This window comes from Erwinia sp. (assembly GCF_049696395.1).
In the GTDB taxonomy this organism is placed as follows: Bacteria; Pseudomonadota; Gammaproteobacteria; order Enterobacterales; family Enterobacteriaceae; genus Erwinia.
In genome coordinates, this window is sequence record NZ_JBAVTT010000150.1 from 1 (window position 1) to 22,645 (window position 22,645).

Below are 22,645 nucleotides of genomic sequence, written 5' to 3' on the forward strand. Positions count from 1 at the left end.
GTACTCATATCATTGCGGATCTGCGCATGACTGATCACCGCGAAGATAAAGGTGCCGCCGATGATATTGCCTGCAAGGGTCGGCAGGGCAAACGGCCAGAGGAATTCATGCCAGCTGATCACACCGTTGAACACCAGATAGAGCACTTCTACCGAGCCGACAACGATATGCGCAAGGTCGCCCAGCGCGACCAGCCAGGTCATCAGGATAATCACCCAGATTTTAGCCGCACCAGCCGAAGGGAACATCCAGACCATCGTGGCGATAATCCAGCCCGACACTACCGCATTGGAAAACATCTCTAACGGCGTGTTCTCCATCACTTTTTGACTGATGGCAACAAAAGCGCCTCGCGTTGCATCATCAAAGATGGGCATATGCGTAAACGCCAGTGCCGCCGATCCCGTTCCTATCAGGTTGCCGCCAAGCACAATGCCCCACAGGCGTAACAGCAACAACAAATTGCTGCCAGTGGGTTTGTGCATTATCGGCAATACAGCTGTGACCGTATTTTCGGTAAACAGCTGCTGTCGCGCCATGATCACAATGATAAAGCCAAAGGTGTACCCCAGATTCTCGAGGATAAAAGCACCGGGCACGCCTTCCAGATTGACCTGGAAGATCCCTTTAGCCATCAACGAGGCACCCATCGAAAGTCCCGCCGCAATGGCAGAAAACAGCAGGGCCAGCCCATCACGCTCTAACTCTTTTTCCCCCTCCTGACGGATCTGCTCATGAACCGCCGCAGCGCGAGAGGGCAAAGCTTCTTCATCTACTTCGATCTCTTCGCCTTGTTCACTTTCCTGGCTTTCTACTTCGCCATCATCCTGTTTCTTATTCATTATTATGTTTCCCAGTGGTTATTACTCTGTAAGCGTAGCGGGTTTACCGGGAAGAGGAAATGTAACTTAACCTCAGAAGAAGCGTAACAAACCTTTAACCGCAAGCCTTTTTTAGGCGATTTGTGACGCGTAACAGGCATAATGCCTTACCCGGTGAAATGCAGGGCTACTACAGGCTGCGATGAACTGATTGCCTGTGGTACTATTTCGCCCAATTCTATTAAGCGCGAACTTTTTTTGATGCTGGAAGCCAACAATCTGACCTGCGTACGCGACGAACGCACGCTGTTTAGCGACCTCAGTTTTACCGTTTCAGCGGGCGATATTGTCCAGATTGAAGGGGCCAATGGGGCAGGGAAAACCTCTCTGCTGCGCATTCTGGCCGGACTCAGTCGGGCAGAGCAGGGCGATGTGCTGTGGCAGCAGCACCCAATACGCCAACAGCGTGAAATCTGGCATGCCGCGCTGCTTTATCTCGGGCATCAGCCAGGAGTGAAAGCCGTATTGACCGCGCGTGAGAATTTGCATTTTTACCATGCCAGCCAGTCTGAAGCCTCGCTGATGGCGGCACTGGAAGAAGTGGAGTTAACCGGATTTGAAGACGTTGCCGTTGCTCAGCTTTCCGCCGGCCAGCAGCGTCGTGTTGCGCTAGCCAGACTTTGGTTAAGCCGTTCTCCATTATGGATCCTGGATGAGCCGCTAACCGCCATTGATAAATCTGGCGTGGCAAAGCTGATGGCGCTGTTCAACCATCACGCAGAAAACGGCGGGGCGGTGATTTTGACCACTCACCAGGATTTACCCACGGCATATCGCACAGTTCGCAAAATTCGCCTTACCTCTTCGGAGGTAGTCTGATGTTTTGGCGTGTCCTTAAGCGGGAACTGCGTATTGCGTTTCGCAGTGGCTCGGAAATCATTAATCCGCTGTGGTTCTTCCTGATTGTCATTACCCTGTTCCCGCTGGGAATTGGGCCAGAACCTAAATTGCTGGCGCGTATCGCTCCAGGCATCGTTTGGGTGGCAGCGTTACTTTCCTCGCTGCTGGCGCTGGAGCGCCTGTTTCGTGACGACTTTCTCGATGGGTCGCTGGAACAACTGCTGTTGTTACCTACGCCACTGCCGATAACGGTTCTGGGGAAAGTGGCCGCTCACTGGGTAGTGACCGGATTGCCGTTGCTGTTGCTCTCCCCTCTGGCTGCTTTGCTGCTTTCACTGGATTTTGCCAGCTGGCGAGCTATTGCGTTGACCTTGCTGTTAGGCACGCCAACGTTGAGTTTCCTTGGCGCCATCGGCGTGGGACTGACGGTTGGGCTGCGCCGCGGCGGCGTTTTACTGAGTTTACTGGTCTTGCCGTTGGCAGTACCGGTGTTGATTTTTGCCAGTGCAGCCATAGACGCTGCCGGCATGGGATTACCGATTGACGGCTACCTGGCCATTTTAGGAGCCCTGTTGGTGGGCAGTGCCACGCTGGCACCGTTCGCTACCGCCGCAGCATTGCGGGTCAGCGTGCACTAACTGACTTCTTATAATAAACACCAGAACGCTTTTTCTTTTTATGTGAGCAAAATAATAATGTGGAAATGGTTACATCAACTCGGTAAGCCCGACCGGCTATACCGGTTATGCGGTCGTTTGGTGCCCTGGTTTGCGGTGCTGGGCGTTGCCGCTCTGTTACTGGGCTGGATTTGGGGATTTGGTTTCGCCCCGGCCGATTATCAGCAGGGAAACAGCTACCGCATCATGTATATCCATGTCCCGGCCGCTATGTGGTCAATGGGCATCTATGCATCGATGGCAATTGCCGCCTTTACAGGTCTGGTCTGGCAATGGAAAGCCGCCGATCTGGCCGCTGCCGCCATGGCACCGGTTGGTGCGGTGTTTACCTTTATTGCACTGATTACGGGTGCCGCCTGGGGTAAGCCAATGTGGGGCACCTGGTGGATTTGGGATGCCCGCCTCACGTCTGAACTGGTTCTGTTGTTCCTCTATATGGGCGTTATTGCCCTGTATAACGCCTTTGAAGACCGCCGCATGGCGGGACGAGCAGCCGGGATCCTGATCCTGGTGGGCGTGGTTAACCTGCCCATTATTCACTACTCGGTGCAGTGGTGGAACACCCTGCATCAGGGTTCATCCGGTATGCTCCAGCAGTCCATTGACCCAAGCATGCGTTCGCCGCTGCGCTGGTCAATCCTCGGCTATCTGTTGCTGTTCATTTCACTGACGCTGATGCGCTTGCGTAATCTGCTGCTGTTTACCGAACGTCACCGTCCGTGGGTGGCCGAAGTGGCAGCGAAAGGAGGGCGCAAAGCATGACCCCAGCTTTCACCACCTGGCAGGACTTCTTTGCCATGGGCGGCTACGCCTTCTTCGTCTGGCTGGCGGTTGCCTGCACGCTGATAGCCCTTGCCGGGCTGGTGCTGCACACCGTTTTCCAGCGTCATCGTCTGCTGAAGGAAATTCGTCAGCGTCAGTCCAGAGAAAGTCGCATTCGCGCCGCTAAAAGCAAAAAACTCGCCAGTGAAGCCGCAGGAGAACAACAGTGAATCCGCGCCGTAAAAGTCGCCTGATCATGGTAACAGCAATTCTGGTGGGCCTGGGCCTGGCCACCTCGTTGGTGATGTACGCGTTGCGTTCAAACATCGACCTTTTCTACACCCCCGGCGAAATTCTTAATGGCAAAGGGGAAGCCCACGTCAAGCCCGAACCAGGCCAGCGCCTGCGTGTTGGTGGCATGGTTATGCCGGGCAGCGTGAAGCGCGATCCTCAAACGCTGCAGGTCTCTTTCAAATTGTACGATGCCCGAGGCGTGATCAGCGTCAGCTATCTTGGCATTCTGCCTGACCTGTTCCGTGAAGGGCAGGGTGTGGTAGCGCAAGGCGTGCTCCAGGACGGCAACCTGGTGGAAGCCAAAGAAGTGCTGGCGAAACACGATGAAAAATATACGCCGCCAGAAATTGAGGACGCGATGAAAACCAACCCTAAAGGGCCGCAGTCGGCTTATCAACCTCCTGCACAAGGTGGCCAGTCATGATGCCGGAAATAGGCAGTTTTCTGCTTTGTCTGGCACTGGCCATTTCACTGCTGTTAAGTATCTACCCCCTTTGGGGAGCCGCCCGCCAGGATCGTCGTTTAATGGGGTTGGCTCGTCCGCTTAGCTTTGCGCTGTTTGCCTGTATCCTTGGTGCCTTTGTGGTGCTGGTTCACGCCTTTATCGTCAACGATTTCAGCGTGGCTTACGTAGCAACCAATTCCAATACCCTGCTGCCGGTTTATTACCGCATAGCGGCAACCTGGGGTGCGCATGAAGGCTCGCTGTTGCTCTGGTTGCTGTTGCTCAGCACCTGGACGCTGGCAGTGGCGCTGTTCAGCCGTGGCATGCCGATGGATTCCATCGCCCGTGTGCTGGCCGTGATGGGGATGATTAACCTCGGCTTCCTGCTCTTTATTACGCTGACCTCGAACCCGTTTACGCGAACATTGCCAGACTTCCCGATCGACGGCAGCGATTTGAACCCGATGCTGCAGGATATCGGCCTGATCTTCCACCCGCCGATCCTCTATATGGGTTACGTTGGGTTCTCCGTTGCCTTCGCTTTTGCCATCGCCTCGTTGATGGCTGGCAGGCTGGACACCGCCTGGGCGCGCTGGTCACGTCCATGGACCACGGCGGCCTGGGTATTCCTGACGGTCGGCATCGTGCTGGGCTCGGCCTGGGCATATTACGAGCTTGGCTGGGGCGGCTGGTGGTTCTGGGATCCGGTTGAGAACGCTTCCTTTATGCCCTGGCTGGCAGGCACAGCGCTTATCCACTCGTTAGCGGTGACTGAAAAGCGCGGCACCTTTAAAGCCTGGACGGTTTTACTGGCGATCACCGCTTTCTCATTAAGCCTGCTCGGCACCTTCCTGGTGCGCTCTGGCGTGCTGGTATCTGTGCACTCCTTTGCTTCCGATCCATCTCGTGGAATGTTCATCCTCGCTTTCCTGGTGATCGTTATTGGCAGCTCGTTACTGCTGTATGCGGTGAAGGGCAGCAAGGTACGCAGCCGTGTGCAGAATGAAGTCTGGTCGCGCGAATCATTCCTGCTCGGTAACAATGTGCTGCTGATTGCCGCGATGCTGGTGGTGTTGCTGGGAACCTTGCTGCCGCTGGTGCATAAGCAGCTCGGCCTTGGCAGTATCTCGATTGGCGAGCCCTTCTTTAATACCCTGTTTACCTGGCTGATGGCCCCGTTGGCCCTGATGCTGGGCATTGGTCCGCTGGTCCGCTGGCGCCGTGATGAACCACAGAAACTGTGGAAGCGTCTGGGCGTGGCTTTAGTTGGCACGCTGGTGCTGTCGATTCTCCTGCCGTGGCTGATGCAGGATCGCATCGAAGCGATGGCGGTTGTTGGCCTGCTGATGTCGATCTGGGTCATTTTCCTGACGCTGATGGAGCTGCATGAACGTGCCACGCACCGTCACAGCTTCTTCAAAGGCTTAACCCATCTTTCCCGCAGCCACTGGGGAATGGTGCTGGGTCACCTTGGCGTGGCGGTTACCGTTATCGGCATTGCCTTCAGTCAGAACTACAGCGTGGAGCGCGATGTGCGTATGCGCGCGGGCGACACGGTAGATATTCAAAACTACCACTTCACGTTCCGTGATGTGCATACCCTGCAAGGCCCGAACTATACCGGCGGCGTAGGCATCATCGACGTCACCCGTAACGGCAAGCACGAAGCGACGCTGCACGCGGAAAAACGCTACTACAGCGTGGCGCACACCATGATGACGGAAGCGGCGATCAATGGTGGCTTCACCCGTGACCTTTACGCCGCGTTGGGTGAAGAGTTGGGCGATAACTCGTGGGCCGTGCGCATTTACTACAAACCTTTCGTTCGCTGGATCTGGTTCGGCGGTCTGTTTATGGCCGTTGGCGGCATCTTCTGCCTGTGTGACCCGCGTTACCGTTCACGCAAGAAAGCAGAGAAGGAACTGGCATGAGCAAGAAGATTCTGTATATCCCGCTAGTGCTGTTTCTGCTGCTGGCGGCGGCCTTGATGTGGCAGCTCAACCGCAATGCGAACGGGGATGACCCTACGTTGCTGGAGTCGGCATTAGTGGGCAAGCCGGTGCCGGTATTTACACTGGAATCTCTGGATCAACCGGGAAAAACCTACGATCAGTCGGTGCTAACTGACGGCAAACCAATTCTGCTGAACGTTTGGGCAACCTGGTGTCCGACCTGTCGGGCTGAGCACCAGTACCTCAATAAACTGGCGTCAACAGGCGTGCGCGTGGTCGGGTTGAATTATAAGGACAATCGCAGCAAGGCAATCAACTGGCTGAACACGCTGGGCAATCCTTATGCGCTGAGCCTGTATGACGGTGACGGTATGCTGGGATTGGATCTGGGCGTGTATGGCGCGCCAGAAACCTTCCTGATCGATGGCAAAGGGATCATTCGCTATCGCCACGCCGGGGATCTGAACGATGACGTCTGGAACCGCGAAGTGAAGCCCTTATGGGATAAATACAGCAAGGAGGCAGGCGCATGAGAGGGATAGTCCTGTTTCTGGCGCTGTTGCTCAGTGGCAACGTGCTGGCAGATAACATTGATACGTATAAATTCTCCTCGGTCGATCAGGAGCAGCAGTATCGCCACCTGACCGAATCCCTGCGCTGTCCAAAATGTCAGAACAACAGCATTGCCGATTCCAACGCGATGATCGCCAGCGACATGCGGCTGAAAGTCTATGAACTGCTGCAGAAGGGTCAGACGCCAGATCAGGTTAAGCATTACATGGTGGCGCGCTACGGCAATTTCGTCACCTATGAGCCACCGGTGATGCCTTCCACGATCATTCTGTGGGCCGGCCCGGCGCTGTTTGTGATTATCGGCGCGTTGGTGATCGTGCTGCGCAGCAAGAAACGCAGGCTTGATGACGATATGGATGCGGAACAGCAACAGCGCCTGAATGCGCTCTTAAAGAATAACAGGAAGCAATAATGGGTGGATTCTGGTTAACCATTCTGGCGCTGTTAATAGCGTCCTGTGCGCTTTTGCTGATTGCTGGCGGGCGTAAACATCGTCCGGTATCAATTGAACGCGATGCGCTGAACAAAGCTTTTTATCATCAGCGTCTGAAAGAGCTGGAAGAGGATGAAGATCAGGGCGTAGTAGCTGAGCGGCCAGAAATGGTGCGTGAGTTGCAACAAACTCTGCTGCACGACATTCCGCAAGACGAAGAGATCGTGGAACGCAGCGTGGGACGTTGGGTGCTGTTGCCGGGCGTGCTGGTGCTGATCCTGGTCAGCCTTGGCTTCTATTTCAAAACCGGGGGCTTTGCGCAGGTCATGTCCTGGCAGCAGGTGAAGAGCGATCTGCCTGCCTTACGTGCTCAGGTGATGGATCCCAATGCCAAACCACTGACTATGGAGGAGCTGGCACGGTTAGGGCTTGGCGTGCGCAGCTCACTGCAAGACGATCCGCAGAACGTCAATGACTGGCTGATGTTGGGACGCATTGGCATGGTGCTGAACAATGCCGATACCGCCACCAAAGCGTTCCAGCGTGCTATGCAGCTGGCACCAAATAATCCTGAGGTGAAGCTCAGCTATGCTGATGTGCTGACGCGTTCACCGGATCCTGAGGATAATCGTCAGGCTGGTGTGATGTTAAATGAGATGATCAAAGCAGACGGCCGCAACCTGCGTGTGCTGAGCCTGTTGGCATTTAATGCTTTTAGTCAGCAGCACTACCCTGACGCCATTGCAGCTTGGGAAAAGATGTTACAATTGTTACCAGCCGACGATAAGCGCGGGGTAATGATCCAGCGCAGCATCGAGCAGGCAAAAACGGAATCCGGTAAGCAAAACAGCCATCTGGCACTTTCCATCACCCTGGCTCCGGGAGCAGAAAAAATGTTACCGAGCGACGGAGTGTTGTATATTTCCGTTGCTGATGGTGTTTCTCCCGTCCCGGTGGCGGTGAAAAAATTACCGTTAAGCCATTTTCCTTTATCGCTGACGTTGGATGACAGCAACGCCATGATGCCGGAGCGACTACTTTCTGCTCAGCATCAGGTTCAGGTGCGCGTGCGCATCTCGCGTGATGGCAGTGCCAACCCGCAGGCTGGGGACTGGTTCGGCACCAGCGCTGTCACGGCATTTGATGGTCATCAGCAACTGTCTGTTGAGATTAATCAGCAGCAGCCGTAGGCGGTATTACACAGAAGACAGGGAGTAAGAGATGAGCTACCGCGTGACGGGTGTAGCACTGGCCAGCGTATTGTTGATTGGCTGTGCCAGTTCGAATACGGCAGATCAGCCTCAAGGACGGTCCGATCCGTTCGAGGGCTTTAACCGCTCGATGTTCAACTTCAACTACAACGTGCTGGACCCGTACGTCGTTCGTCCTGTGGCGGTGGCCTGGCGTGACTATCTGCCGGTGCCAGCGCGCACCGGGCTGAGTAACTTCCTAAGCAACCTTGATGAACCTTCGACGATGGTGAACTACTTTATTGAGGGCAAACCTTATAAAGCGATGATCCACTTTAACCGTTTCTTCCTGAACACGATTCTGGGAATGGGCGGGTTTATCGACGTAGCGAGCATGGCCAATCCTAAGCTGGCGAAAGAAGAGGCTCGCGGGTTTGGCAGCACGTTGGGGAATTACGGTGTGGGTTACGGCCCTTACGTTGAAGTGCCTGGCTACGGCGGCTTCACCCCTCGTGAAGATGTGGGTGGGTTGGTTGACGATCTCTATGCGCCATTAAGCTGGCTGACCTGGTGGATGTCGGCAGGGAAGTGGGCGCTGGAAGGGGTTGAAACCCGTGCGCAGCTGCTGGATTCAGATTCGATGCTGCGTAATTCGCAGGATCCTTACGCCTTTGTTCGTGCGGCGTATTTCCAGCATCATGATTTCCTGGCCAGTGATGGCAAACTTATCCCACAGGAAAACCCGAACGCTTCGGCGATTCAGGGCGACTTGAACGATATCGATTCTAACTGACGTCTTTGACGTAATAAAAAAAGGCCTGTCTTGCGACAGGCCTTTTTTGTGTCTGGTGTGGGATTAGAACTTGTAGTTAAAGCTAGCGCCGTACAGCCAGGCTTTACCGGTAGAGTTGAAGGTGTAAGGGCCTTCTTCTACGGTGACATGCTGGCCGTGCATATAGGAAATACCTGCGTCAACAGAGGCATCTTCGTTAAAGGCGTAGGAAGCACCTGCGCTTAACCACAGACGATCCTGATCCGGGATGGAGATGGAACGGTTATCAGCCGGGACCGGGCTGTCATCAAAGGCAATACCGGTACGGAAGGTCCAGTTTTCATCATAGAAATAAGACGTTCCCAGTGCGATGCGGTAAGCATCTTTAAAGTTCTCTTCTTTATAGAACAGCTCCTGGCCATTGCTGCCAGTGGCTTTCAGCTCCTGGAACTGGCTCCAGCTGGTATACGTCAGGCTATAATGCACTGCCCATTGTGGGGCCACTTTGTGGTAACCAGACAGCTCCCACATTTCAGGCAGATTCAGGGTCAAAGCACCTGGAATCGTTTCACCGCCGGTGCCGTAAGGCAGACCGAAGTTACCAGCCTGATTAATTGGGTTGATATAGGTTGGGATACTGCTCTTATAATCGCCGTCGAAGTCGATTTTTACTTCAGAGCGATACGTGAAGCCGAAGCGGTTATTATCATCCACTTCATAGAGAATACCGGCGTTCCAGCCATAACCCCATTCATCCCCTTTCAGATGGGCAATCTGAGTGTCTGCCGGCAGACCCAGTGCTGCTCCGGATTCACCAGCATAGCGTTCAATCTTCGCTCGGGCATAAACGGCATCAAAACCAATACCAAAACTGAAGTTCTGATTAAGACGGTAAGCCGTACTTAAATTAAAGTTAACGGTTTGCAGATCGGTTTTACCGCCGTAACCGCCAGCGGTGTAGTCGTCATTAAATTCGGTAGCCAGACCATAATTGGAGGTAGCAGAAGCGCCTAACCACCACTGATCGTTAATTGGCTGGACGTAATGAATATTGGGAACCCATTGAGTAGGGGCAATATTATTGGCATCCAGGCTTTGACCGGACTGGCTTTGGCCACTGATATCCACATCCGGGTCAATATATACGGCACCGATAGAAAACATCGGGCGATCCATAAGCGCCATGGTAGCTGGGTTACGGCTGGCTGATGCAGCAGTATCCCCCATTGCGCCTTCGCCTGAATAAGCGCGGCCTAAACCAATGGCCGAAAATTCATTCAATTGAAAGCCGGCTGCGTAAACGTTCGAAGATACAATTGCCACTGCAGCTGCGAGAGCAGACTTCGCAAACAGGTTTTTATGGTTCATGACCACAACCTCATTTATCTGATTTTTATTGAACTTTGCTACCGGTGGTAACAAAGGTTCACGAATTGTAGGGACTGACATACATCTAACAAATCAGACCAGTGGCACCAGTATAGGTCCGACCTGTGTCGATGTTGCAATATTGTTTTATAGATATTTCTAAAATGATCTAAAAAAAGCGATCTGCTTAACAAAAAACTGCGTGTCGCAAATGACAACATCGAGTCTAGCTTGTTTCAGATCAAAATTGCCCCGGATATTCGCCCGTTATTGCTGCCATACCCTCCAATAGCCAGACAGCGCCCTTATCTCAGGGGTAACATAGCGGCCAGTTAATAAACGTTCTGCCGCAGTGAGCGCGGTTAACAGGAGATCACCCATGTCCCATGCCATAAATAAATGCAGCGCGAATGAAACGGCTGCCTGCTGTTGTGTAGATGTTGGAACCATCATGGACAACACGGACTGCACCGCGAGCTGGAGCCAGCTGTATGAAACTCGCCAACAGGCGGAAGCCATGCTCAACCAGCTAACGGAAAAAGCCCGCCAGGTTGAATCCGATCCTTGCGTGATTGAGGCCCGTTTCAATGAACAGCCAGACGGCGTGCTGCTGGAAGCCGATTTCACTTTCTGCTGCCAGGCTGAAACACTGATTTTCCAGCTCGGCCTGCGTTAATCCTCCTTGTTCAACAATGAGTGGGATTTTCCCACTCATTGTTTTCTAAAGCGTGTTTGCTCTCGCAATTTTCTCTCAATCCGCGTGCACATTGTTAAAATCTGGTTAACCTTAGAGGTCAGACCTGTTAGGCAATGATGCCGTTTGACTGTTAAGGGTGATCAGAATGAGCAAAGCGCTTCCTTTGCTGACGCGTCAGGGCGATCGCATCGCCATTACTCACGGACTCCGCACCCCGTTTGCCCGCCAGGCTACGGCATTGCATGGCATTCCCGCTATTGAGCTGGGGCGCATGGTGGTGAGCGAGATACTGGCGCGCAGCGAACTGCCGCCGGAGGTTATTGAACAGCTGGTGTTTGGTCAGGTGGTGCAGATGCCTGAAGCACCGAACATCGCCCGTGAAATTGTGTTGAGCAGCGGCCTGAATGTGCAGACCGATGCTTACAGCGTCAGCCGTGCCTGCGCCACCAGTTTTCAGGCGGTAGCGAACGTGGCAGAAAGTCTGCTGGCTGGCACCATTCAGGCTGGGATTGCGGGCGGCGCTGACTCCTCCTCTGTCCTGCCCATTGGCGTCAGCAAAAAGCTGGGCCGCATCCTTGTCGATCTGAATAAAGCCAAAACCTTCTCACAAAAAATGAAGCTGTTCAGCCAGTTGCGCCCGCGTGATTTGCTGCCTGTGCCGCCCGCCGTGGCGGAATACTCAACCGGGCTAAGAATGGGTGACACCGCGGAGCAAATGGCAAAGAGCCATGGCATCACCCGTGAACAGCAAGACGCCATGGCCCATCGCTCGCATCAGCGGGCGGCCAGAGCCTGGGAAGAGGGCCGTCTGGCAGGAGAGGTGATGACCGCTTTTGTTCCGCCGTGGCACAAAGCCTTTGAGCAGGACAACAACGTGCGGATGGCCTCGACCCTTGAAGACTACGCGCGCCTTCGTCCAGCTTTCGACCGTCAGCACGGGACGGTCACCGCCGCCAACAGCACGCCGTTAACGGATGGGGCAGCGGCTGTGGTGCTAATGACAGAGTCGCGCGCTAAAGAGCTCGGAATTGTTCCTCTGGGCTATTTACGGAGTTACGCCTTCACCGCCATCGATGTCTGGAAGGATATGCTGTTAGGCCCTTCTTATGCCTCGCCGCTGGCGCTGGACAGAGCAGGGATCACCCTCAACGATCTGACGTTGATCGATATGCATGAAGCCTTTGCCGCGCAGACGCTGGCTAACCTGAAAATGTTTGCCGACGAGCGCTTTGCCCGTGAAGTGTTAAAACGCCCACATGCGCTTGGCGAGGTAAACGAAGAGACATTCAACGTGCTGGGCGGCTCCATCGCGTACGGCCATCCTTTTGCGGCGACTGGCGCAAGAATGATTACCCAGACGCTGAATGAACTGCGTCGTCGCGGCGGGGGGCTTGGGCTGGTCACGGCTTGTGCCGCTGGCGGCTTAGGTGCTGCAATGGTTCTGGAGGCCGAATAATGACCACGACGATCGACAACACGCAAAAAGCCTCAGCCTTCAGCCTGGTCATGCGGCTGGATAACGTTGGGGTGATCACTATTGATGTGCCGGGCGAGAAGATGAACACGCTCAAGGCGGAATTCGCCGGGCAGATCCGCGAAGTGATTGCCCAAGCGCGCAGTAATAAGCATCTGGCCGGGCTGGTGCTGATTTCCGGTAAACCAGACTCTTTTATTGCCGGTGCCGATATTTCGATGATCGATCGCTGCAGCACGGCACAGGAAGCCGAAGCGTTGGCGCATGAAGGGCAAAAAGTGATGGCTGAGATTGCCTCGCTGTCCGTTCCGGTCATTGCGGCTATCCACGGTGCCTGTCTGGGCGGTGGCCTTGAATTAGCCCTGGCCTGCAATCAACGCGTTTGCAGTTTAGAGGACAAAACCCGGTTGGGACTTCCTGAGGTCCAGCTGGGGTTGCTGCCGGGGTCTGGCGGCACGCAAAGGCTGCCACGCTTAATTGGCGCTTCCAGGGCGCTGGATCTGATCCTTACCGGTAAAACGCTGCGGGCTAAGCAGGCGCTGAAAATGGGGTTGGTGGAGGAAGCTGTTCCGCACTCGATTCTGCTGGAAACCGCGGTGAAAATGGCGTTGAACGGCCGCAAACCCCGCAAAACATTGCCTCTGCGTGAAAGGTTGCTGAATGCACCGGCCGGTCGCGCATTGCTGTTTGCCATGGCAACTAAACAGACTGAAGCCAAAACGAAAGGCAACTATCCGGCAACCCGGAAAATTTTATCAGTGGTCAAGACCGGTCTGCTTAAGGGCAGCATCATCGGCTATTCCGAGGAAGCTAAAGCCTTTGGCGAGCTGGCAATGACGCCGGAATCAAAAGCCTTACGCGCTCTTTTCTTCGCGACCACTGAGATGAAAAAGGATCGCGGTGCAGATGCCCAGCCGCGTGAACTGAAGACGATTGGTGTGCTTGGCGGAGGCTTGATGGGCGGCGGGATTGCTTATGTCACTGCCACTCGTGGCAAGTTGCCCGTGCGCATAAAAGACATCAAACCTGAAGGCATTAATCATGCGATGAAATACAGCTGGGATTTGCTGAGCAAAAGCGTGCAACGTCGCCACCTTCGCCCGGCAGAACGCCAGCAACAGATGGCCCTGATTGGCGGCGGCACCGATTATCAGGGTTTCCACCATCGTGACGTGATCATTGAAGCGGTGTTCGAAGACCTGACGCTGAAGCAAATTATGGTCGCAGAGGTTGAGGCCAATACGTCTGCACAGGCGATTTTTGCCTCCAACACTTCCTCACTGCCGATTGCGGCTATCGCAGCGAATGCCCAACGGCCAGAAAACGTCATTGGGCTGCACTATTTCAGTCCGGTAGACAAAATGCCGCTGGTCGAAGTCATCCCGCATTCGACTACTGCCGCAGAAACTATTGCCACCGTGGTTGCGCTGGCGAAAAAACAGGGTAAAACGCCGATTGTGGTGGCTGACAGGGCCGGTTTTTATGTGAATCGCATCCTGGCACCTTACATTATTGAAGCCATGCGTTGCCTGCTGGAAGGGGAACCCATTGACAGCATTGACCGGGCATTGGTGAAATTTGGCTTCCCGGTCGGGCCAATACAGCTGCTGGATGAAGTGGGTATTGATGTAGGCACTCACATCATGCCGGTGCTGGAACAAGCCTGGGGCGAACGTTTTAAAACGCCGGAGGCCTTTGCCGCCGTGTTGAATGACAATCGCAAAGGGCGTAAGAATGGCCGGGGTTTCTATCTCTATAACCGCAAAACCTTTAGCAGTAAAAAGTCGGTGGATGAGAGTATTTATAAAGTCCTGAACCTGACGCCCAAATCCCATCTAAGTGCCGGGAGTGTGGCTGAGCGTTGTGTGATGATGATGCTGAACGAAGCAGCCAGAACGCTGGAGGAAGGGGTGATTCATTCAGCCAGAGACGGGGACATAGGTGCGGTGTTTGGCATCGGTTTCCCTCCGTTCCTTGGCGGGCCGTTCCGCTATATGGACCGTTTAGGCGCCGCTGAGGTGGTGAACACATTAGAGCGGCTGATGCAGGCACACGGCGAACGTTTTACCCCTTGTGAAGCGCTGAAGAGACGAGCTGGCGAAGGGGCGCTTTTTTACAAAACGGCGGTAAAAACGAATAGCCACGCGGATTCAGGGGGTTAGATTTTTCGGTAAAAAAGGCGCACTTTGGCACTCTTCTGTAAAGCGCTCATTTAATAAACAATCGGTTGACTATACTCAAGGCATTAGGGTACAACACAGCGTTCATTCACTGAATGAAGAGTCGGGAAGCTGTGTTTTCCGGCGTTTACGTTTAACAACAGCGGTGCATTATGCAAGTTTTCATTATGCGTCACGGCGATGCGGCATTAGATGCGGCTAGTGATTCTGTACGACCTCTGACTCATTGCGGATGTGATGAATCACGCCAGATGGCGAAATGGCTTAATGGCCAGACAGTAGATATTGAACGTGTGCTGGTCAGCCCGTATTTGCGTGCAGAACAGACGCTTTCTACGGTGCGTGAAGCACTGACACTGCCGGAAGGGCAGGAAGTCTTGCCTGAACTGACACCTGGCGGCGATCCCGCGCTGGTGGCCAGTTACCTGCAAGTGCTGGCAAAAGAAGGGGTGAACTCGGTACTGGTGATTTCTCACCTGCCTTTGGTGGGTTACCTGGTGTCTGAACTCTGCCCGCAGGAATCGCCGCCGATGTTTGCCACCTCGGCCATTGCCCGTATCGACTTTGATGCAGACAGCGGCACCGGCAAGCTGGAGTGGCAGGTCAGTCCTTCCAAGCTCGCTAAAGCGATGTGACGCTGCAGGGCCAGTTTCTCTGGCCCTGAAGCCGTCTTAAGGAAGTTCAGGCGGCAGCCACTCCTCTACTTCAATCAGCACCAGCAGCGCGGCATCTCCGCCGAACAGTTTGGGCGCCTGATGAAAGGCCATCACCATCGGATGCTGTGCCAGCCACAGCGGCGATTGCTGTTTCAACACATGCTTGCCGTGGCCGTGCATCACGCTGGCGCAAAAAATGTGCTCACGTCGGCACGCCGCAATCAATGCCCCCAGCTCCTCCTTCGCCTGTCTTTGCGTTAGCCCATGTAAATCCAGAAAAATTTCCGGCGTATAGTCACCTCGTCTCAGCTTTTTCAGCTCGTAATGGCTGACATCACTGCGCACGTAACGCGTAGGGCCTTCGTCTGCCAGCAATGGCTGAAATTCATCGGAAAAATAGTGACTGGCATCCATCTGCTCAGAAATCAGCTTTTTCTGCGGAACAACGCCAGGGGTCTTTTTCGGCGGTTTATGGACAATAGTGTCCTGCGCCAGCTTTCTGGTGCCGGTCATCAATCCGCGAAACAGCGCCTGATCTTCGGCGCTGAGGGGCTGTTTTTTACTCATCAGGTTCTCATTGTCCGGCTTTATAAGGCAAAACGCCGCGGAACGTTGTCTTCAGGAAATGCCCACAGTCTACCCTGAGTTGTGGCGGCAAAAAACAAATGTCAGCTTTTTCACACCGCCGCGCTGAATTATGGCCCGCTTCATGGCAAACTAGCTGCCGAGTTTTAGTGAGGCCTGTGGAGGGCACTTTGGACAAAATTTTCGTCGATGAGGCAGTCAGTGAGCTGCACACCATTCAGGATATGCTGCGCTGGACGGTCAGCCGTTTTTCAGCTGCCGAGCTCTGGTATGGTCACGGCACCGATAATCCCTGGGACGAAGCTGTTCAGCTGGTGATGCCCACTCTGTATCTGCCGCTGGATATCCCGGAAGATATGCGCACCGCACGGCTGACATCCAGCGAGCGTCATCGTATTGTCGAGCGCGTTATTCGCCGCATCAACGAACGTATTCCAGTCTCCTACCTGACCAACAAAGCCTGGTTCTGCGGACACGAGTTCTATGTTGATGAACGTGTGCTGGTTCCCCGTTCGCCGATTGGTGAGCTGATCAACGAGCGCTTTGCTGCGCTGATCCCGCATGAGCCGAAATATATTCTGGATATGTGTACCGGCAGCGGCTGCATCGCCATCGCCTGTGCTTATGCCTTCCCGGAAGCCGAAGTGGACGCGGTAGACATCTCCACTGACGCACTGGCGGTAACCGAGCAGAATATTGCAGCGCATGGACTGGAGCACAACGTCACGCCAATCCGCGCTGACCTGTTCCGCGAACTGCCAAAAACCCCTTATGACCTGATCGTCACCAATCCCCCGTATGTGGATGAAGACGACATGGACGATTTGCCAAACGAGTACCGCCATGAGCCAGAACTGGGCCTGGCCGCGGGACGAGATGGTCTGAAGCTGGCCCGCCGCATCCTTGCCAACGCGCCAGATTACCTGAGCGAGCAGGGCGTGCTGATTTGCGAAGTGGGCAACAGCATGGTGCACATGATTGACCAGTACCCTGATGTGCCGTTCACCTGGCTGGAATTTGCCAACGGCGGCGATGGCGTCTTTATGCTGACGCGTCAGCAGATCGTTGATGCGCAGCACCACTTTGGTATTTTCAAAGATTAATAAAGAACATTAAAAGAGGGCATCATGGCTGGTAACACTATTGGACAACTGTTTCGCGTCACCACCTTCGGTGAGTCTCACGGACTGGCGCTTGGCTGTATTGTTGACGGCGTGCCTCCGGGCATTCCGCTAACCGAAGCCGATCTGCAGCACGATCTTGATCGCCGTCGCCCAGGAACATCGCGTTACACCACCCAGCGTCGGGAACCGGATCAGGTCAAAATCCTCTCTGGCGTGTTCGAAGGGGTCACCACCGGCACCAGCATTGGCCTGTTGATTGAGAACACCGACCAGCGTTCTCAGGACTACAGCGAGATCAAAGACGTGTTCCGTCCTGGCCATGCTGATTACACCTACGAGCAGAAATATGGCCTGCGCGACTACCGTGGCGGTGGCCGTTCTTCTGCGCGTGAAACCGCAATGCGGGTAGCCGCTGGCGCCATCGCCAAAAAGTATCTGGAGCTGAAGCACGGCATTAAAGTTCGTGGCTTCCTGGCGCAGATCGGCGACGTGGCCTGTGAGCTGAAGGACTGGGATCAGGTTGAACAGAACCCGTTCTTCTGCCCGGATCCTTCCAAGCTGGAAGCGCTGGACGAGCTGATGCGCGCACTGAAAAAAGAGGGCGACTCGATCGGTGCGAAAGTGTCGGTGATGGCAGAAAACGTGCCGGTTGGCCTGGGTGAACCTGTATTCGATCGTCTGGACGCGGACCTTGCGCATGCGCTGATGAGCATTAACGCGGTGAAAGGCGTTGAGATTGGTGATGGCTTTGCGGTTGTCAACCAGCGCGGCAGCCAGCACCGTGATGAAATCCGTGCGGATGGCTTCCAGAGCAACCACGCGGGCGGCATTTTGGGCGGCATCAGCAGCGGTCAGGCGATTCTGGCTAACATCGCCATGAAGCCAACCTCCAGCATTACCGTACCGGGCAAAACCATCAACCGCTTTGGTGAAGAAGTAGAGATGATCACTAAAGGCCGTCACGATCCTTGCGTAGGGATCCGCGCGGTGCCGATCGCTGAAGCGATGATGGCGATCGTGCTGATGGATCACTTACTGCGTCAGCGTGCTCAGAACGCTGATGTACACACGGACATTCCTCGCTGGTAACCGAATGAAAAAGACGCTGATGGCGCTTGGTGCGCTGCTGATAAGTGCTTCCACGCTGGCGGCAACGCCCTGGCAGTCTATCCGTCAACCGATTAGCGGCACGCCGCAGTCGATTGGCCAGTTTGCTAACGGCTGCATCGTTGGCGCTGAAGAGCTGCCGCTGAATGCCCCTGACTATCAGGTGATGCGCCAGGACCAGCGTCGCTATTTCGGCCACCCGGACTTGATTCTCTTTATTCAGCGTCTGAGTACGCAAGTGCATAACCTGCAGCTTGGCGAAGTGCTGATTGGCGATATGGGCATGGCGGCCGGTGGGCGCTTCAGCAGCGGTCACGCCAGCCACCAGTCCGGTCTGGATGTGGATATCTGGTTACAGCTCCCTAAATCGCGCTGGTCTTCACAGATGCTGTTGAAGCCTCAGCCGCTGGATTTAGTGGCTGCGGACGGCAAAAACGTGGTAGCGCGTCACTGGCAGCCAGAGATCGACAGCCTGATTAAACTGGCGGCTAAAGATAACGATGTGACGCGTATCTTCGTCAATCCTGCGATTAAAAAGCAGCTTTGTGCTGATGCCGGTGCGGATCGTGACTGGTTGCGTAAAGTGCGACCGTGGTTTGGTCACCGTGCGCATATGCACGTGCGCTTGCGTTGTCCGACGGGCAGCCTGCAATGTCAGGATCAGCCTGCGCCGCCAGCCGGAGATGGGTGTGGGGCCGAGCTGCAAAGCTGGTTCCTGCCGCCAAAACCGGGCACAGGTATACCGGTGAAGCGTGAGCCACCGCCGTTACCGCCTTCTTGCCAGGCATTACTGGATAAACATCTGCTTTAGGGAACGAAGATGGATTGGTTTGTCGTCAGCCCACTGTTGGTTGGGCTGCTGTTCTGTGTGGCCATGCTAGCCGGGTTTATCGATTCCATTGCTGGTGGGGGCGGGCTGCTAACGGTTCCTGCTCTGATGTCTGTTGGCCTTTCTCCGGCCCAGGCAATTGCTACCAATAAATTGCAGTCGGTGGGCGGTTCGTTCTCTGCAAGCCTCTATTTTGTCCGCCGTGGTGCGGTCAATCTGCGTGAGCAAAGGCTGAATATCTGCATGACCTTTATTGGTGCGGTCACCGGTGCCATTCTGATCCAGCATTTGCAGGCCGAGCTGTTGCGGCAGGTTTTGCCAATTTTGCTGATTGCCATCGGGCTCTATTTCCTGCTGCTGCCAAAAATTGGGGAGGAAGATCGTCAGCGCCGTCTGCACGGTTTGCCTTTCGCGCTGGTGGCTGGCGGCTGCGTAGGCTTTTATGACGGTTTCTTTGGTCCTGGCGCGGGCTCATTTTATGCGCTGGCCTTTGTCACCTTGTGCGGCTTTAACCTCGCCAAATCCACGGCTCATGCCAAAGTCCTGAACTTCACCTCCAACTTTGGCGGCCTGCTGTTCTTTATGTTTGGTGGCAAAGTGGTGTGGGGAACCGGACTGGTGATGTTGGTGGGGGCCATTTGCGGTGCCCGGTTAGGGGCACGCATGGTGCTGAGCCGTGGGCAAACGTTGATCCGTCCGATGGTGGTGATCGTGTCTGCGGTGATGAGTGCAAAACTGCTTTATGACAGCCACGGCGCGGCGATAGCGGCCTGGTGTCATCATCTGTTTGGTTGAGAAAAGAATGAACGAGACCCATCACTATTCGCAACTGGTTGAGATCTTTGACCGCTGCTTTTTCCAGGATTTTCAGACGCGCCTGATTAAAGGCGATGACGAACCGATCTATCTTCCTGCTGATGACGAAGTGGATTACCACCGCGTGGTATTTGCTCACGGGTATTATGCCAGCGCGCTGCATGAAATTTCGCACTGGTGCATTGCCGGGGCTGAGCGCCGCAAGCAGGTGGATTTTGGTTACTGGTATTGCCCGGATGGGCGAGATGAGATGACGCAGAACCAGTTCGAAGCCGTTGAAGTGAAGCCGCAATCGCTGGAGTGGATGTTTTGTGTTGCAGCGGGGTTTCCCTTCAATGTAAGTTGTGACAATCTCAATGGAGATTGTGAGCCGGATCGCATCGCGTTTCAGCGCAAAGTCCATGCACAGGTCATGACGCATCTGGAACAGGGCCTTCCTGCTCGTCCAGCCCGTTTGATTGCTGAACTCTGCTCGTATTACTCAACACCCCCGCTGACGGCGGCACAGTTTCCCTGGCCGGAAGACCTGTGATCGCGGCGAAAGTAACGAATAAGGAATTTTATGATCGATGAATTTGAGGCGCGTATTCTGGCCCTGATCGACGACATGGTGGAAAGCGCCAGTGACGACGAGCTGTTTGCCAGTGGTTATCTGCGTGGACACCTGACGCTGGCCGTGGCGGAGATTGAACTGTCCGGTGAGCATACGCCTGAAGCATTACAGATTCAGGTGCAGAGAAGTCTGCAGAACGCCATCCAGGCGGGTGAACTTTCACCGCGCGATCAGGCGCTGGTGATTGGCATGTGGGACAACCTGTTCCTGCAGGCACGCAAACCTTCCTGAAAACCGGGCGGCCATTGTGCCGCCTGGCTTCTTGCTGAGTGATCCCTTCAGAACGCCGTTTTTATCGCTTTCCCTTTCAGTAGTTTCCTTACCCAGTAGCGATTCGGGTGCATAGCTGCCAGCGTATCGGCATCCAATGGGATAGGTTCGCCACAAAGTTCTGCCGCCAGCACTTCTGCGCCCAACGGGCCGCTGCACAACCCGCGTGAGCCTAAAGCTCCCAGCACAAACAAGCCTTTATGTACCGGTGCTGCCTGCGCAGTCTCTTTGTTCTTAGACAGTTCGGCGTACTGCTCCAGCGTTTGCTGATAGTCGGGCAGGGGACCAAACATCGGCAGATGGTCACGAGAGGCACAACGCACGCCGCTGCGTGATTCACCGGCGCTGACATCCACTTCTTTTGGCCAGTCCGCTTCCGGCAGGCAGCGGATCAGCCGCTCACGGTTTTCCAGCTGATCCTCTTCACGGTAGGCCGTTGAGGTATCCGCGCGGTGATAGCTGGCACCAATACAGTGATGCTGATTCTGCGGGTTAGCTGGCGTCAGGTAGCCGTCATAACACAGCACCTGCTTAAGCTGACTTAAGCCGCTGGTGGTGGGAATATGGCTGACCTGCCCGCTGACGGCATAAGCGGGCAGCATTTCGCTTTGCGCAAATGAGGCCAGCGTGTGGCCGGAAGCCAGCACCACGTTGCTGTGCTTCTGCGCAGGCTGCTCACTGAACTGTAATTGCCATTCTCCAGCCTCTTGGGTCATTTCCGTCAGCTGGTGCTGCCAGTGAATCTGCAATCCCTGCTGCGTTGCCAGGTCGAGCAGCGCAAGCGTTAACTGTCCAGGTGAAAGCCAGCCGCCCAGCGGATAGGTTATTCCGCCGCAGCCTGTTTCTACCCCACACAGCGCTTCAGCTTCGGCTTGCGACACTTCGCGTGCAATCTCTTCAGGCAGGCCCATGCCCAGCAGTTTGGTGATTTTTTCACTGCTCTTTTCATCCCACCCCAGCTGAGTGACGCCGCACCAGTCATGATCAAAGGCTACAGGCAAGCTGTCGTAGAGCCTGCGGGCGAAGGTGAAAGCCAGAGGGAAGAAGGTGGCTAAAGCCGGATCGTGTTGATTAAGCAGAGGATAGAGCGCGCCCTGACGATTACCTGAAGCCCCTTCTGCTGCCTGCGCATCCGCGCAATATAAGGTGACTTTTTTACCGCGACGTAGCAGCGCCAGAGCGAGCAGGGCACTGGCAATCCCGCCGCCAATAATGGCGATATCTTCACCTTCCGCTGCCGGACGCGAATACCAGGGCATCAGCGCCGGGGCTTCGGTTAACTCATCCATCGACCCGCACAGCATCTCGCGTTTTGGGCCAAAGCCGGTGCTGCGAATAACGTTAAATCCAGCCTCTTTTAATCCCCTGCGCACAAACCCTGCGGCGGTAAATGTGGCGAACGTGCCACCTTTGCGCGCCAGTTTCGCCATGCAGGCAAACAGTTCAGGCGTCCACATATCGGGATTTTTCGAGGGAGCAAACCCGTCCAGGAACCAGGCATCTACCTGATGCTGCAAGCTGTCATCAAAAGTGTGGATCAGCTGGTTAATATCGCCAAACCACAGATCCAGCGTGATGCGACCGCCGTCCAGCAGCAGTCGATGACAGCCAGGTAATGCCAGCGGCCACTGTTCACGAAGCTCAGCCGCATAGTCAGCCAGCTCCGGCCAGCTGGCCTGGGCGCTGGCTAAATCTGTCACGTTTAACGGATATTTCTCACTGCTGATGAAGTGTAAACGCTGTAATTTAGCCTGTGGATCGCCTTCCCGGAAGCGATCAAACGCCTGCCAAAGGGTCAAAAAGTTCAGACCAGTCCCAAAACCTGTCTCAGCAACAATAAATAATTCGCGCGAATGTTGAGCAAAACGACCCGGTATTTGGTTGCCACCAAGGAATACGTGGCGGGTCTCTTCCAGGCCATTTTCATTGGAGAAGTAGACATCGCCAAACGCTCGGGATACAGGTGTACCCTGTTCATTCCAGCTTAATTCAGCATACTCGATCGGGGTCGTTTTCAAGGGGGAAGCTCAGTTATCAGGCGGTCCCGCGATTGTAACGGTGTGAGCTGGCCCACGCAAATTTACAAAAGTTAAGCGCTGATCGGACT

The 22,645-nt window shown here is 54.8% G+C and carries 24 protein-coding genes; 20 read left to right on the plus strand and 4 right to left on the minus strand.

The features are described from left to right. Nucleotides 1–842, minus strand: an 842-nt coding sequence (locus tag WCC56_RS18020; protein ID WP_424693699.1) for a formate/nitrite transporter family protein, incomplete at its 3' end; no start/stop codon positions are given. A gap of 240 nt (nucleotides 843–1,082) precedes the next feature. On the opposite strand from WCC56_RS18020, the gene ccmA reads away from it, so the two are divergent. The 10 genes from ccmA to mlaA are packed head-to-tail and all read left to right on the plus strand — an operon-like array spanning nucleotide 1,083 to nucleotide 8,840. After that, a complete protein-coding gene (gene ccmA / locus WCC56_RS18025; protein ID WP_424693700.1) occupies nucleotides 1,083–1,700 on the plus strand; it encodes a cytochrome c biogenesis heme-transporting ATPase CcmA in 618 nt (205 codons plus the stop codon). Beyond that, nucleotides 1,700–2,359 (plus strand): heme exporter protein CcmB, encoded by a 660-nt coding sequence (gene ccmB / locus WCC56_RS18030; RefSeq protein ID WP_013203166.1) that lies wholly within the window; start codon nucleotides 1,700–1,702, stop codon nucleotides 2,357–2,359. The genes ccmA and ccmB overlap by 1 nt, the downstream gene beginning before the upstream one ends. A gap of 57 nt (nucleotides 2,360–2,416) precedes the next feature. After that, nucleotides 2,417–3,160, plus strand: coding sequence for a heme ABC transporter permease (locus WCC56_RS18035; RefSeq protein WP_424693701.1), 744 nt, complete (start codon nucleotides 2,417–2,419; stop codon nucleotides 3,158–3,160). Further along, on the plus strand, nucleotides 3,157–3,390 hold the full coding sequence (ccmD, locus tag WCC56_RS18040; RefSeq protein ID WP_424693702.1) for a heme exporter protein CcmD: 234 nt from the start codon (nucleotides 3,157–3,159) through the stop codon (nucleotides 3,388–3,390). The genes WCC56_RS18035 and ccmD overlap by 4 nt, the downstream gene beginning before the upstream one ends. Further along, complete coding sequence (ccmE, locus tag WCC56_RS18045) at nucleotides 3,387–3,878, plus strand: cytochrome c maturation protein CcmE (RefSeq protein WP_424693703.1); 492 nt, start codon at nucleotides 3,387–3,389, stop codon at nucleotides 3,876–3,878. The genes ccmD and ccmE overlap by 4 nt, the downstream gene beginning before the upstream one ends. Further along, entirely contained in the window at nucleotides 3,875–5,830 is a 1,956-nt protein-coding gene (locus WCC56_RS18050; protein WP_424693704.1) for a heme lyase CcmF/NrfE family subunit, read from the plus strand. The genes ccmE and WCC56_RS18050 overlap by 4 nt, the downstream gene beginning before the upstream one ends. Then, nucleotides 5,827–6,384: a DsbE family thiol:disulfide interchange protein gene (locus WCC56_RS18055; protein ID WP_424693705.1), complete on the plus strand. Its 558-nt coding sequence runs from the start codon at nucleotides 5,827–5,829 to the stop codon at nucleotides 6,382–6,384. The genes WCC56_RS18050 and WCC56_RS18055 overlap by 4 nt, the downstream gene beginning before the upstream one ends. Beyond that, nucleotides 6,381–6,836 carry a cytochrome c-type biogenesis protein gene (locus WCC56_RS18060; RefSeq protein WP_424693706.1) on the plus strand — a complete coding sequence of 152 codons (456 nt, stop codon included), beginning with the start codon at nucleotides 6,381–6,383 and terminating at the stop codon, nucleotides 6,834–6,836. Before WCC56_RS18055 ends, WCC56_RS18060 begins: the two co-directional genes overlap by 4 nt. Then, nucleotides 6,836–8,047, plus strand: coding sequence for a c-type cytochrome biogenesis protein CcmI (gene ccmI / locus WCC56_RS18065; protein WP_424693707.1), 1,212 nt, complete (start codon nucleotides 6,836–6,838; stop codon nucleotides 8,045–8,047). The genes WCC56_RS18060 and ccmI overlap by 1 nt, the downstream gene beginning before the upstream one ends. Nucleotides 8,048–8,078: 31 nt before the next feature. Further along, the gene (mlaA, locus tag WCC56_RS18070; RefSeq protein ID WP_424693708.1) at nucleotides 8,079–8,840 is read left to right on the plus strand and encodes a phospholipid-binding lipoprotein MlaA; all 762 of its coding nucleotides are present in this window, start codon (nucleotides 8,079–8,081) and stop codon (nucleotides 8,838–8,840) included. Between the two features lie 63 nt (nucleotides 8,841–8,903). Here the strand turns inward: mlaA and fadL are convergent, their stop codons facing one another. Continuing rightward, complete coding sequence (fadL, locus tag WCC56_RS18075; RefSeq protein WP_424693709.1) at nucleotides 8,904–10,187, minus strand: long-chain fatty acid transporter FadL; 1,284 nt, start codon at nucleotides 10,185–10,187, stop codon at nucleotides 8,904–8,906. 379 nt (nucleotides 10,188–10,566) lie between these two features. Between fadL and WCC56_RS18080 the strand changes: the two genes are divergently transcribed. From WCC56_RS18080 to sixA, 4 genes are all read left to right on the plus strand, one after another. Further along, nucleotides 10,567–10,863 (plus strand): YfcZ/YiiS family protein, encoded by a 297-nt coding sequence (locus WCC56_RS18080; protein WP_424693710.1) that lies wholly within the window; start codon nucleotides 10,567–10,569, stop codon nucleotides 10,861–10,863. 166 nt (nucleotides 10,864–11,029) lie between these two features. Beyond that, a complete protein-coding gene (gene fadI / locus WCC56_RS18085) occupies nucleotides 11,030–12,340 on the plus strand; it encodes an acetyl-CoA C-acyltransferase FadI (RefSeq protein ID WP_424693711.1) in 1,311 nt (436 codons plus the stop codon). Then, a complete protein-coding gene (fadJ, locus tag WCC56_RS18090; RefSeq protein WP_424693712.1) occupies nucleotides 12,340–14,520 on the plus strand; it encodes a fatty acid oxidation complex subunit alpha FadJ in 2,181 nt (726 codons plus the stop codon). Before fadI ends, fadJ begins: the two co-directional genes overlap by 1 nt. Before the next feature lie 170 nt (nucleotides 14,521–14,690). After that, nucleotides 14,691–15,173, plus strand: a complete 483-nt coding sequence (sixA, locus tag WCC56_RS18095; RefSeq protein WP_424693713.1) for a phosphohistidine phosphatase SixA — start codon at nucleotides 14,691–14,693, stop codon at nucleotides 15,171–15,173. Between the two features lie 36 nt (nucleotides 15,174–15,209). On the opposite strand, the gene smrB is transcribed toward sixA, so the two are convergent. Beyond that, complete coding sequence (gene smrB, locus WCC56_RS18100) at nucleotides 15,210–15,761, minus strand: endonuclease SmrB (protein WP_424693714.1); 552 nt, start codon at nucleotides 15,759–15,761, stop codon at nucleotides 15,210–15,212. 188 nt (nucleotides 15,762–15,949) lie between these two features. Here smrB and prmB point away from each other — a divergent pair, with 188 nt between their 5' ends. From prmB to WCC56_RS18130, 6 genes are read left to right on the plus strand one after another with little or no spacing between them, the layout of a single operon-like run. After that, complete coding sequence (prmB, locus tag WCC56_RS18105; protein WP_424693715.1) at nucleotides 15,950–16,882, plus strand: 50S ribosomal protein L3 N(5)-glutamine methyltransferase; 933 nt, start codon at nucleotides 15,950–15,952, stop codon at nucleotides 16,880–16,882. A gap of 24 nt (nucleotides 16,883–16,906) precedes the next feature. Continuing rightward, complete coding sequence (aroC, locus tag WCC56_RS18110; RefSeq protein ID WP_424693716.1) at nucleotides 16,907–17,992, plus strand: chorismate synthase; 1,086 nt, start codon at nucleotides 16,907–16,909, stop codon at nucleotides 17,990–17,992. 4 nt (nucleotides 17,993–17,996) lie between these two features. Further along, nucleotides 17,997–18,821 (plus strand): penicillin-insensitive murein endopeptidase, encoded by an 825-nt coding sequence (gene mepA, locus WCC56_RS18115; protein ID WP_424693717.1) that lies wholly within the window; start codon nucleotides 17,997–17,999, stop codon nucleotides 18,819–18,821. 9 nt (nucleotides 18,822–18,830) lie between these two features. After that, nucleotides 18,831–19,634 (plus strand): sulfite exporter TauE/SafE family protein, encoded by an 804-nt coding sequence (locus WCC56_RS18120; protein ID WP_424693718.1) that lies wholly within the window; start codon nucleotides 18,831–18,833, stop codon nucleotides 19,632–19,634. Nucleotides 19,635–19,641: 7 nt separating this feature from the next. After that, a complete protein-coding gene (locus tag WCC56_RS18125; protein ID WP_424693719.1) occupies nucleotides 19,642–20,187 on the plus strand; it encodes an elongation factor P hydroxylase in 546 nt (181 codons plus the stop codon). A gap of 30 nt (nucleotides 20,188–20,217) precedes the next feature. After that, entirely contained in the window at nucleotides 20,218–20,499 is a 282-nt protein-coding gene (locus WCC56_RS18130; RefSeq protein ID WP_013203145.1) for a YfcL family protein, read from the plus strand. A gap of 47 nt (nucleotides 20,500–20,546) precedes the next feature. On the opposite strand, the gene mnmC is transcribed toward WCC56_RS18130, so the two are convergent. Next, complete coding sequence (gene mnmC, locus WCC56_RS18135; RefSeq protein WP_424693720.1) at nucleotides 20,547–22,556, minus strand: bifunctional tRNA (5-methylaminomethyl-2-thiouridine)(34)-methyltransferase MnmD/FAD-dependent 5-carboxymethylaminomethyl-2-thiouridine(34) oxidoreductase MnmC; 2,010 nt, start codon at nucleotides 22,554–22,556, stop codon at nucleotides 20,547–20,549. Between the last annotated feature and the right edge of the window lie 89 nt (nucleotides 22,557–22,645).